This is a genomic window from Flavobacterium caseinilyticum (assembly GCF_004349085.1).
GTDB lineage: Bacteria > Bacteroidota > Bacteroidia > Flavobacteriales > Flavobacteriaceae > Flavobacterium > Flavobacterium caseinilyticum.
The window spans coordinates 350,534-362,822 of the sequence record NZ_SMFM01000001.1; the positions used below are offsets into that span (position 1 = coordinate 350,534).

Annotated in this window: 13 protein-coding genes; 5 read left to right on the forward strand and 8 right to left on the reverse strand. The window is 34.7% G+C overall.

The window, feature by feature from the left end; all coding sequences use genetic code 11:
• The first annotated feature begins 72 nt into the window (after positions 1-72).
• Positions 73-588, forward strand: a complete 516-nt coding sequence (locus E0F89_RS01580; protein WP_131908113.1) for a PAS domain-containing protein — start codon at positions 73-75, stop codon at positions 586-588.
• 54 nt (positions 589-642) lie between these two features.
• Here the strand turns inward: E0F89_RS01580 and E0F89_RS01585 are convergent, their stop codons facing one another.
• The 6 genes from E0F89_RS01585 to E0F89_RS01610 form a co-directional block, all read right to left on the reverse strand.
• Positions 643-1,416, reverse strand: a complete 774-nt coding sequence (locus tag E0F89_RS01585) for a Bax inhibitor-1/YccA family protein (protein WP_131908114.1) — start codon at positions 1,414-1,416, stop codon at positions 643-645.
• A gap of 174 nt (positions 1,417-1,590) precedes the next feature.
• Positions 1,591-3,021, reverse strand: coding sequence for a pyruvate kinase (gene pyk / locus E0F89_RS01590; protein ID WP_131908115.1), 1,431 nt, complete (start codon positions 3,019-3,021; stop codon positions 1,591-1,593).
• 5 nt (positions 3,022-3,026) lie between these two features.
• Positions 3,027-3,515 (reverse strand): IPExxxVDY family protein, encoded by a 489-nt coding sequence (locus tag E0F89_RS01595; protein WP_131908116.1) that lies wholly within the window; start codon positions 3,513-3,515, stop codon positions 3,027-3,029.
• A 114-nt stretch (positions 3,516-3,629) separates the two neighbouring features.
• Positions 3,630-4,370, reverse strand: a complete 741-nt coding sequence (locus E0F89_RS01600) for a ribonuclease III family protein (RefSeq protein WP_131908117.1) — start codon at positions 4,368-4,370, stop codon at positions 3,630-3,632.
• 6 nt (positions 4,371-4,376) lie between these two features.
• Positions 4,377-5,630 (reverse strand): beta-ketoacyl-ACP synthase II, encoded by a 1,254-nt coding sequence (gene fabF, locus E0F89_RS01605; protein ID WP_131908118.1) that lies wholly within the window; start codon positions 5,628-5,630, stop codon positions 4,377-4,379.
• A gap of 180 nt (positions 5,631-5,810) precedes the next feature.
• Positions 5,811-6,047, reverse strand: coding sequence for an acyl carrier protein (locus tag E0F89_RS01610; RefSeq protein ID WP_007137004.1), 237 nt, complete (start codon positions 6,045-6,047; stop codon positions 5,811-5,813).
• A gap of 176 nt (positions 6,048-6,223) precedes the next feature.
• On the opposite strand from E0F89_RS01610, the gene purN reads away from it, so the two are divergent.
• The 4 genes from purN to E0F89_RS01630 all read left to right on the forward strand — a co-directional run bounded on the left by purN (position 6,224) and on the right by E0F89_RS01630 (position 10,333).
• Positions 6,224-6,793 (forward strand): phosphoribosylglycinamide formyltransferase, encoded by a 570-nt coding sequence (gene purN / locus E0F89_RS01615; protein ID WP_131908119.1) that lies wholly within the window; start codon positions 6,224-6,226, stop codon positions 6,791-6,793.
• Between the two features lie 7 nt (positions 6,794-6,800).
• Positions 6,801-7,280 (forward strand): ribonuclease HI, encoded by a 480-nt coding sequence (gene rnhA / locus E0F89_RS01620; RefSeq protein WP_131908120.1) that lies wholly within the window; start codon positions 6,801-6,803, stop codon positions 7,278-7,280.
• Positions 7,281-7,375: 95 nt separating this feature from the next.
• Positions 7,376-8,299 (forward strand): PfkB family carbohydrate kinase, encoded by a 924-nt coding sequence (locus E0F89_RS01625; RefSeq protein ID WP_131908121.1) that lies wholly within the window; start codon positions 7,376-7,378, stop codon positions 8,297-8,299.
• Between the two features lie 135 nt (positions 8,300-8,434).
• Positions 8,435-10,333, forward strand: coding sequence for an amidophosphoribosyltransferase (locus tag E0F89_RS01630; protein WP_131908122.1), 1,899 nt, complete (start codon positions 8,435-8,437; stop codon positions 10,331-10,333).
• A 304-nt stretch (positions 10,334-10,637) separates the two neighbouring features.
• Here the strand turns inward: E0F89_RS01630 and E0F89_RS01635 are convergent, their stop codons facing one another.
• Positions 10,638-11,246, reverse strand: coding sequence for a superoxide dismutase (locus tag E0F89_RS01635; RefSeq protein ID WP_131908123.1), 609 nt, complete (start codon positions 11,244-11,246; stop codon positions 10,638-10,640).
• Positions 11,247-11,603: 357 nt separating this feature from the next.
• Positions 11,604-12,287, reverse strand: coding sequence for a ComF family protein (locus E0F89_RS01640; protein ID WP_131908124.1), 684 nt, complete (start codon positions 12,285-12,287; stop codon positions 11,604-11,606).
• Between the last annotated feature and the right edge of the window lie 2 nt (positions 12,288-12,289).

The window sequence follows — 12,289 nt, forward strand, 5'->3', positions numbered from 1 at the left end:
AATGGTTAAAGTATGATAAATGTAATTTTATCACTGAAAATAAAATTACATTTGCTCTTTAATTTAAATATCATGAATAATCTAAGACAATATGAAGATGCTATTGCGTTGTATCACAATAGCTTAAATATCAAAACGGTTCCCGTTTATAGCTGGGATTTTCATAATAATTTTTTGACGGCAGTAAAGAAATTATTTTTGGATATTAACAAATTGAATTCAATTGCCTCAAAGAACAGGTGGATTCAAAACGACTGGGATTTTAAAAACAGTCTTAAGGAGGAAGTAATAATTGTTACGGATAATAAATTAAGGATTGTTTTTGCTTCTCACAACATCGAGAAAATGAATGGCTATGTTGAGCATGAAATATTAGGTAAAAGCCCAAAAATGTTTCAAGGTGAAGCAACCAATCACATTACTTCAAATGAAATACGAATAGCAATATTAGAGCAGCAACCTTTTGAGAAAGTGGTAATGAATTATAAAAAGAACGGAGACGTTTACGCTTGTTTGATCAAAGGATATCCTGTTTTCAATATAAAGGGCGAATTGAGTCATTATATCGCTTTTGAGAAAGCTGCATAAAAGAGAAAACCTTTCCAGTCTGGAAAGGTTTTCTCTTTTTAATAAATGTTACAATTAGTTTTTACTGTTCAATTTAGAAAGTAATCTTAAAAACTCAATATACAACCAAACCAGTGTAATCATTAATCCCATGGCGCCATACCATTCCATATATTTTGGCATTTTTTGTTCCGCTCCTTTTTCAATGCGGTCAAAATCTAAGAATAAGTTTAGCGCTGCGATCACAATCACAAAAACACTGATTCCAATGCTCATCATAGAGTTTCCATAATGAACGGGAACAAAACTGGTAAACATGGAGAATACCCAAGATATAAGATAATAAGTGGCAATTGCTAATGTAGCAGCCACGACAACTGATTTAAATTGCTCCGTTACTTTTACAATTTTGTATTTATACAACCCTAAGCAAACCATAAACGTTACAAAAGTTGCTCCGACAGCCTGGACTACAATTCCAGGATATTTGGCTTCGAATATTGCCGAAATCCCACCGATAAATAATCCCTCAAACAGCGCATATCCCGGAGCTAAATACGGAGAATATTGTGGTTTGAAAGCAGCAATAAGCACTAAAACTAATCCAACGACTGCTCCGCCAATAGCAGGAACAAGCGGATTCATTCCGTTAAAAGTCAGCCACCAGATCACGGTTGCCGATGCGGTAAGAAGTAAAAATAAGATTAAACTTTTATTGATAGTGCCAGACAAAGTCATCTCGTCATTATAATCTATGATGCTTGCATGATGTACTTCATCTCTTTTTGAAACGGCCGTTGACGAAAAAGTTTTATTGTTTAAAAATGGATTTTTAGAATTTAAACTCATAATTTGTAGCGTTATTTGTTTTTCAAATATAAATTTTATTTTGCAGAAGAAGGTGTAATTATTCTTAAATTTTTTTAAACGCAAAGTATATCACATTTAGTATTTTATAAAAAAAATCCGTCTTATTTCGTTTTAAAACGAGACAAGACGGATAAATATTTGAGTAGTTTTAAACTATTCTATTTCTGATACTCTTAGGGTATTTACCATTCCTTTATCTTTTATAGGCATTGCTGCTAAATTGATAAGAAAATCTCCTTTTTGAACAAAACCTTTCTGTTTTACAATTTCATTTATATCTGTAACCGTATCATCAGTACTTACGGTTTTTTCATAGAAGAATGATTTTACACCCCACAATAAATTGAGTTGCGTAAGAATTCTTTTGTTGGATGTAAATACTAAAATATGTGCATTTGGTCTCCAAGCAGATATTTGAAAAGCGGTGTAGCCACTATTTGTCAACGTACAAATTGCTTTTGCTTTGATCACATTTGCCATAGAAGCTGCGTGGTGACAAATGGTTTTGGTGATAAAGCGTTTAGTTTTTATTTGTGGAGTATTTTGCGGCACTTGAATTAGCGGAGAATCTTCTACCGCTTCAATGATTTGAGTCATTTTTTGAATTACCTGAACAGGATAGTTACCAGTTGCTGTTTCTCCAGAAAGCATCACTGCATCTGCACCATCCATAACTGAGTTTGCAACATCATTTACCTCTGCACGAGTTGGCGTAAGAGAAGTAATCATAGTTTCCATCATTTGCGTAGCAACGATAACTGGAATGCGAGCTGTTTTAGCTCTACGAATTAATTCTTTTTGAACTAAAGGTACTTCATGAGCAGGAAGTTCAACTCCTAAATCTCCACGAGCAACCATCAAAGCATCACAATACGCAACAATTTTGTCGATATTTTCTAATGCTTCCGGCATTTCTATTTTGGCAATAATCGGAATTTTATATTCAGAGTGTTCTGCAATTAATTCCTGCAGATCTTGTAAATCTCTTGGTGTTTTTACAAACGATAATGCAATCCAGTCTACATTTTGTCCGATCGCAAAAATAGCATCAGCAATATCTTTTTCGGTCATTGCCGGAAGCGATATTTTAGTATTTGGTAAATTAACTCCTTTTTTAGATTTCAATTCACCACCTTGAATTACTCTTGCAATAACTTCTGATTTTTTATCCGTTTCAACAATTTCGAAAATAAGTTTACCATCATCAAGCAAAATTCTTTCTCCTGGATTTACATCATTTGGAAAGTTTTGGTATTTCATGAATACTTTCTTTGCTGTTCCAAGGATATCTTCGGCGGTAGTAAATGTAATCAGATCACCATCATGCACAACTACACCCTCTTCCATAACTCCTACACGAAGTTTTGGACCTTGCAAATCGCCTAGAATTGCTGTGGTATATCCAAATTCTTCGTTTAATCCCCGTATCAGGTTTATTTTTTCTTTTACATCTTCGTAATCAGCATGCGAAAAATTTACTCGGAACACATTTACGCCTGCGTCAATCATGTCTTTTATGATTTCTCTTGTACTACATGCAGGCCCGAGTGTGGCTACAATTTTAGTTTTTTTGTTTGTAAGCATTGGTATTAAAAAATTAAATTGTTTTTAGATTTTATTTTATTTGTATCTACTAAATAAACAGTTGATATACTGTCTATGGTATTTAATAGAAGTTGGATATTGGATACATTCATGGTATCGTCGTTATTTTCTATTTTCAAAAAATAATCTACTTTTTTAAATTCAGGAAGTAAAAAGACTTTTGTTGCCACTTCCATGGTTACACCTGAAAATAGATTTGGAGTGTTACCTTTTTTATATTGGATAACCTCGTTTTTATTTTGAATCAAATTCCAGGTAATGGTGCTTTCTTTATCAATGTAATAAAATCTGGAAAAATTTGTCTCTCCTTCTTTTATGTTGATTTGAATTTCGTTCTCACTTTTACTTAGGATTACAGGAAGCTTTTGATTAATAAAAAATGCCAATCGATAGTCTTCTAAGGAAGTATGAATTGCAATAAGATAGTAATCTATTTCGTCAAATTCGCCAAGATCCAGTTTATGAATAGCCATTTCATGAAAAAATAAGATGTAAATATAGTATTTCTAATGAAGTATAAGTGCCTCAAAACCGGATGTTTTTGTTAATTTATGAACGAAAACGATATAGTTTTAGGAATATTCAGATTATTTTCTATCCATTTTTTCTTGAAACGCAAAATAAGCGCGTTGGGAAGCTTTTTCTTCTGCTTTCTTTTTGGATGTTGCTCTTGCTTTTGCAATTACCTTATCGTCAATGCTAAGCTTTACACCAAACAGCCTTTGTCCATCAATGGCATTGTCCTCAAAAATATCATAATGAAATATTTTTTTCTCCTTTTGACACCATTCGATAACCAGACTTTTATAGCTGATTACTTTTCCTTCGAGTCTTGCAATGTCTACGTAAGGAACTATTACTCTCTTTTGAATGAATTTTTCGCAATAGACATAGCCTCGGTCTAAATAAATGGCTCCAACCAGTGATTCGAAAATATTACCATGGATATTTTCTCCAAAATGCTGAAGTGGAACTTTGCTTTCTATATATTGTACTAAGTTTAGATCTTTACCTAATTCGTTCAAGTGCTCTCGGCTCACAATTTTAGAGCGCATTTTAGTCAAATAACCTTCATCTCCTGCAGGTGCTTTGTTGAATAAATGAGCAGCAATAACAGAGCTTAACATAGCGTCACCCAAAAATTCTAAACGTTCGTAATTGATTGGATTTCCTAAAATATCGAGGCGATTTGAGGAGCGATGGGTGAATGCTTTTTTATAAAAATCAAGATTTACGGGTGCAAATCCTAAAATTTTCTGAATAGAATCAAAAAAAATCCCGTCTTCTGGAGAACGGGATTTTGAAAATATTTTTCTGATTATACGCATATATAATTAGATTTCTAATTTTTTTACTAATACACAAGCATTGTGACCTCCAAAACCGAAAGTATTACTCATAACAACATTCATTTCTCTTTTCTGAGCTTTATTAAAGGTAAAGTTCAGTTTAGAATCTATGTTTTCATCATCCGTAAAATGATTGATTGTAGGTGGTACTATTCCATGTTTCAACGAAAGAATCGAGGAAATCGTTTCAATTGCTCCGGCTGCTCCAAGTAAATGACCTGTCATGGATTTAGTCGAATTTAAATTCATCGTGTACGCATGTTCACCAAAAACATGTAAAATCGCTTTAGATTCTGCCATGTCACCAAGTGGTGTTGAAGTTCCGTGCATGTTTACACCATCAACATCAGTTGCCTGTAAACCAGCATCTCTCAAGCAGTTTAGCATTACGTTTTTAGCGCCTAATCCTTCAGGATGCGGTGCAGTAATGTGATACGCATCAGCTGACATTCCGCCACCGCCTATTTCGCAATAAATTTTTGCTCCACGGGCAACGGCATGTTCGTATTCTTCTAGTACTAATGCACCAGCTCCTTCGCCTAAGATAAAACCATCTCGGTCTTTATCCATTGGTCTTGAAGCAGTTTTAGGATCATCGTTTCTGGTTGATAAAGCATGCATGGCATTAAAACCTCCCATCCCGGCTATGGTCACAGCAGCTTCAGAACCACCGGTTATCATAGCATCAGCATGACCTAATCTTATGTAATTGAAAGCGTCGATAATAGCATTTGTAGAAGAAGCGCAAGCTGAAACAGTGGTAAAGTTTGGACCTCTGAATCCGTATTTTATAGAAATATGACCACCGGCAATGTCCGAAATCATTTTTGGTATAAAGAAAGGATTGAATTTTGGTGTGCCATCTCCGGCTGCAAAGTTTAACATTTCAATTTGAAATGTTTCCAAGCCACCAATACCTGAACCCCAAATAACTCCAACTCTGTCTTTGTCTAATTTTTCGAAATTAAAACCAGCATCAAGTACCGCTTCATCAGATGAAACCATGGCATATTGAGCATAGCGGTCCATTTTTCGGGCTTCTTTTCTGTCTAAAAAATCTTCAGCATTAAAATTTTTCAATTCGCAGGCAAACTGCGTCTTAAATTTTGAAGCATCAAAATAGGTAATTGGAGCAGCGCCACTAACGCCGTTAATAAGTCCGTTCCAATAGTCTTCAATGTTATTTCCAATAGGTGTAAGAGCGCCTAAACCTGTTACAACAACTCGTCTTAATACCATAAATTCTTTATTTTTGTTATCTTTAAACAAATAAAACCCATGCTTTCTTTACTGTATTACTATTACAAAAGAGCCATGGGTATTACAATAAATATATTTTTGATTGAAATTCAATCTCGAATTTAATTTAAAAAAAATAATAACACCCGTTTACAAGAATGCAAACGGGTGTGTCCTTTATTATTTTTTAGCTTCCTCGATGTAAGAGATCGCTTGACCTACAGTAGCGATGTTTTCTGCTTGATCGTCTGGAATTTGAATGTCAAATTCTTTTTCGAATTCCATAATAAGCTCAACAGTGTCTAATGAGTCAGCTCCTAAATCATTAGTGAAGCTTGCTTCTGTTACAACTTCGTTTTCGTCAACGCCTAATTTGTCTACGATAATCGCTTTTACTCTTGATGCAATGTCTGACATAATCTTTAATTTTAGAATTTAATTTGTTGGCAAAAATAAAAAACTTTATTTTAAAACAACTATTTAGTTAATAAATGTGTCATCTAATTTATGAAATTTATTTTGACAAACCGAAGACAATGTTATTTAATTTCAATTTTTATGCCTTTTTTTGTACCATAAAAATAAGCTGTATTATGAAAAAAATTGTGGTTTTTGCTTCTGGATCGGGTACTAATGCTGAAAACATCATAAAGTATTTTGCAAAAACAAAAACGGGAACTGTTGTGGCAGTCTTTACAAATAATCCAAATGCACGTGTGCTTGAAAGAGCTAAAAACTATGAATTACCAACAGAAGTTTTCTCAAAAGAACAACTTTTTGAAAGTGAAGTACTACGTAAATTAAATAAAATTAAACCAGATTTGATTGTTTTAGCAGGATTTCTATTGAAATTCCCTGAAAATATCATAGCAGCCTATCCGGATAAGATTGTAAATATTCATCCTGCTCTATTGCCAAAATATGGTGGAAAAGGAATGTATGGTATGCACATTCATAACGCGGTTGTGGCCAATAAAGAAAAAGAAACCGGAATTACGATTCATTATGTCAATGAAAATTATGATGAAGGCAATATTGTTTTTCAACAAAATGTTGTTTTAACAGGCGATGAAACTCCGGAGGAAGTGGCTCATAAAATTCATGAATTGGAACAAAAATATTTCCCAACGGTGCTTGAGGAAATCCTAAATCTAAAATCCTAATTCATAAATGGAACACGACGTACACATATATACAGACGGCGCTGCCAAAGGTAATCCCGGAAATGGCGGTTATGGTGTAGTCATGGAATGGGTAGGAAAACCATATAAAAAAGAATTCTATGAAGGTTTTCGCCGAACTACCAATAATAGAATGGAATTATTGGCCGTTATTGTGGGTCTTGAAAAATTAAAAAATCCAAAAACAAGAGTATTAGTAGTTTCAGATTCTAAATATGTAGTTGATTCGGTGGTTAAAAAATGGGTTTTAGGTTGGGAAAAAAAAGGATTTGTTGACAGGAAAAATTCTGATTTATGGAAACGATTTCTGGTTGTTTATAGAAAACACAAAGTCGATTTCAAATGGATCAAAGGGCATAACAATCATGTTCAAAACGAAAGGTGCGATGAATTAGCCGTTATGGCATCGATGCAAAAACAACTTTCTGTAGATGCTTTTTACGAAAAAGAAGAGGCAAAGTTGTTATGATTTAACAGTGTAAATTGGCAAAACTTTACGCTTTACACTCATTGCAACTTTACAACTTATAAACTATCTTTGCGCCTTAATTCGAAACGTATATAATGAATAAATTATTGATTGTTGGAACAGTAGCTTTCGACGCAATTGAAACTCCATTTGGAAAAACGGACAAAATTTTAGGTGGTGCAGCAACTTATATCGGTCTATCCGCTTCTTTTTTTAATGTACAATCAGCTATAGTTTCTGTAGTTGGTGACGATTTTCCACAAGAATATTTAAATTTATTGACTTCAAGAAACATTGATATTTCTGGTCTTGAAGTAGTTAAAGGAGGGAAAACTTTCTTTTGGAGTGGTCGTTATCACAATGACTTGAATTCAAGAGACACGCTGGATACTCAGTTAAACGTTTTGGCTGATTTTCAACCAAAAGTACCCCAAGACTATAAAAATTCCGACATAGTAATGTTAGGAAACTTGCATCCTTTAGTACAAAGCAGTGTTTTGGACCAGATGGAAACGCAACCTAAATTGACAGTATTGGATACTATGAATTTTTGGATGGATTGTGCTTTACCGGAATTATTGGACGTAATAAAACGTGTCGATGTAATCACCATCAATGATGAGGAAGCAAGACAACTTTCCGGAGAATATTCTTTAGTGAAAGCGGCTGCAAAAATTCACACCATGGGACCTAAATATGTTGTAATTAAAAAAGGGGAACACGGAGCACTGATCTTTCATAATAAAGAAGTTTTCTTCGCACCGGCTTTACCACTTGAAGAAGTTTTTGATCCAACTGGAGCAGGAGATACTTTTGCAGGAGGATTTGCAGGATATTTAACGCAGAGCGAAAATATTTCATTCGAAAACATGAAAAATGCAATTATTCAGGGATCAAATTTGGCTTCCTTTTGTGTGGAGAAATTTGGAACCGAAAGAATGGTTGATTTAGATAAAACCGAAGTAGTGTCAAGATTGCAACAATTCAAATCACTGACACAATTTGAAATAGAATTATAATATATTGAAACCTCGGAAACGGGGTTTTTTTGTTAAATAAAATTAGCAGGGAAATTCATCTGATTTATCTTTTTTAATCAGTGTAATTTATTTTTAGAATAACACAACAACAACAACAACACAAACAACCTTACAATGAGCGATGCTTTAAAACACGAGTGTGGTATAGCCTTAATTAGATTACTAAAACCGCTTGAATTTTACAAAGAGAAATACGGTACGGCGTTCTACGGAATCCAAAAAATGTATCTTTTGATGGAAAAGCAGCATAATCGCGGGCAGGATGGTGCTGGTTTTGCAAGTATTAAATTAGATGTGGAACCAGGAGAGCGTTACATCAGTCGAGTTCGTTCCAATCATGCACAACCAATTCAAGATGTTTTTGCTCAAATTAATGACAGAATAAATGAGGAAATGGCCGCTCATCCGGAATATGCAGATGATGTGGCGCTTCAAAAACACAAAATTCCTTATTTAGGAGAATTGTTTTTGGGACACGTTCGTTATGGAACTTTTGGGAAAAATAGTATTGAGAGCGTTCACCCATTTTTACGTCAGAATAACTGGATGCACAGAAACTTGATTTTGGCCGGAAATTTTAACATGACGAATGTTAAAGAACTTTTTCAAAGTTTAGTGGAACTGGGTCAGCATCCAAAAGAAATGGCGGATACTGTTACGGTCATGGAAAAAATAGGTCACTTTCTGGATGATGAAGTAACTGATTTGTACCAAGAATGTAAAAATAATGGCTTAACGAAAAGAGAAGCTTCGCCAGTAATCGCGGAGAAACTGGATGTTGCCAAGATTTTGACCCGAGCTTCTAAAAATTTAGATGGCGGTTATGCAATGGCAGGACTTTTAGGTCATGGGGATTCATTCGTTTTTAGAGATCCGGCAGGAATTCGTCCCGCTTATTTTTATCAAGATGATGAGATCGTTGTTGTGGCTTCAGAAAGACCGGTAATTCAAACTGTTTTCAATGTTCCTTTCGAAAAAGTTCAGGAAATTGAACCAGGAAACGCATTAATCATCAAGAAAAACGGAACGGTTTCTATGCAGGAAATTCTTCCGCCAACGGTTAAAAAAGCGTGTTCTTTTGAACGAATTTATTTCTCCAGAGGGAGTGATGCCGAAATATATCAGGAAAGAAAAACACTGGGAAGACTTATTCTTCCGGCGGTTTTGAAATCAATTGATCAAGATACAGACAATACTGTTTTTTCTTATATTCCAAATACGGCTGAAACTTCTTTCTACGGATTGGTAGAAGCAGCACAGGATTTCTTGAATCAAAGAAAGAACAACTATATTCTGCAAAACAGAAATACCTTAACTAAGGAATCGTTGCAAGAATTATTGGCAGTAAAAATTCGTACCGAAAAGGTAGCGATTAAAGATGCTAAACTTAGAACTTTTATCACAGAGGATAGCAGTCGTGATGATTTAGTTGCGCACGTATATGATGTTACGTATGGTGTTATAAAACCAACGGATAATCTGGTAATAATAGATGATAGTATTGTTCGAGGAACGACCTTGAAAATGAGTATTATCAAAATGATGGATCGTTTGAATCCAAAGCGAATTGTTGTCGTTTCATCGGCACCACAAATTCGCTACCCGGATTGTTACGGAATTGATATGGCAAAACTGGAAGGTTTAGTGGCTTTCAAAGCAGCTTTAGAATTGCTAAAAGAAAGAAACTTGTATCATATCGTGGATGAAGTGTATGCGAAATGTAAAGCGCAGGAAAATTTCAAGGACAGTGAAGTGGTCAATTATGTGACAGCAATTTATGCACCTTTTGAAGCACAAGAGGTTTCGGATAAAATTGCTGAAATGTTGAGTTCACCAGAGATAAAAGCCGAAGTGAAAATTATTTTTCAAACCGTAGAAGATTTACATATTGCCTGTCCTAAAAATTTAGGAGATTGGTATTTCACTGGAGACTATCCTACACCAGGAGGAAACCGAGTAGTAAACCGAGCATTCATGAACTTTTATGAAGGAAAAGACGCCAGAGCATATTAATATTTGGCCTGATGGGGTTTTAATCGGTTTTCTAAGTTGTTCATCTAATTTATTTGGTGGCAACCAAGAACTACTATAATTTTGACTCACCATAACATTAGTAGGTTAAGTTTATGGTAGATTTGGGGCAAAAAAGGTGGAAGAGATTCCACCTTTTTTATTGGAATAAAGTCAAGAAAATGATAAAATAAAAGGCGCCGATTTCAAATTTTGAAATCGGCGCCTTTTATTTTAAGATTAAAGAAACAAGAAAAAAGACAACAGTAATTTTTGAAGTCTTTATTCTTTCCTCTTGAATTTGTTTTTATTTCTCTAAAGCATATCTTCTTGCTACTTCCGTCCAGTTAATTACATTGAAAAAAGCTTCGATATAATCTGGTCTTCTGTTTTGATAATGCAAATAGTAAGCATGTTCCCAAACATCCATTGCTAAAATTGGAGTTCCGCCGCAACCTACACCCGGCATTAATGGATTGTCTTGGTTTGGAGTACCGCAAACATCTAATTTTCCACCTTTATGAACGCAAAGCCAAGCCCATCCAGAACCAAATTGTGTTGCTCCAGCTTTGCTGAACGATGCTTTAAATTCTTCAAAAGTTCCAAAGGCAGCTTCAATTGCATCCAATAAATCTCCAGTTGGAAGTCCGCCACCGTCCGGTGTCATAACCGTCCAAAACAAGTTGTGATTGTAAAAACCACCGCCATTGTTACGAACTGGCATGTTTTTCATATCAAGATTAATCAAAATATTTTCGATAGTCTTACCTTCCATATCCGTACCTGCAATAGCAGCATTCACGTTGGTAATGTAAGCGTTGTGATGTTTCGTGTGATGAATTTCCATCGTGCGCGCATCAATATAAGGTTCTAATGCGTCATACGCATAAGGTAATTGTGGTAATTCAAAAGCCATAATATGATTGTTTAATGATTTATAAATATTTATTCAAATTTAAACATTAAACTTTGGAAACGGAAATTCTATTTCGTTATAATTTCATTAAATTAATTGAAAGTGTGTTCTTTGAGGTTGTAACAGACTTATTTTCAGGAGATATTTACTTCGTCAGTTCGCTCCGCTCGTGTTCTGCTTTCCGCTACAATCTTTTTATTCGCCGAAAAGGCTCATAAAAAGCATTTTCACTTCAAACGAAGTTCACTGAACTCCCATGAGTGTAAAAGTTAGGTGAAGTAATCAGGGCTAAAAAACGACAGTGCTTTAAATTGCCATTCTGTTTTACATACCCATTTTAGAATATAAATTACCAAATTATGATTGCGCCATCGCCATACAAACAATACTGATTTTTGCGCCGGGAATTTTTAGTAACGCTCTTGAACAAGCTTCCAGTGTTGATCCTGTTGTGATGACGTCATCAATTAAAAGGAAATGTTTGTTGTGGTCTTTTTCAGTAAAAACCACATCAAAAGTGCTTTCGATTCCTTCCGTCCTTCCTAATAAATTTTTCTTAGATTGTGTTTTCGAGTACACATTTCGAACCAAAATGGAATCATTATAATCGATATTTAAACCCGAAGAAAGTGCTTTTCCAAAAGCAGTGACTTGATTGTATCCTCTTTCTTTGAGTTTTCTTCGGTGCAATGGAACCGGAATAATTTCATCTGCGAATTTTAGTAATTGGATAGTTTTTAAATCTTCGGCGTACCATTCGCCAAGTATTGTTCCTATTTCTTCATGTCCTTTGTATTTTAAATTATGAATAAGTTCTTGAACGATTCCCTTTTTATGAAAATAAAATAAGGCCGAAGTATAAATTACGGGAATTCGCCCATAAAATTTTTTGAAAGCGTCATTTTCTGGATTTAAGTGATGATTCGTCAGCGGAATATCGTGTCGGCAAACCGTACAAATCACGTTTTCATTAGACAATAAAAAGGAGCTGCAACCAGAACAGACTTTTGGAAAAAAGAGATTTATAATGCTTTCAAACATAT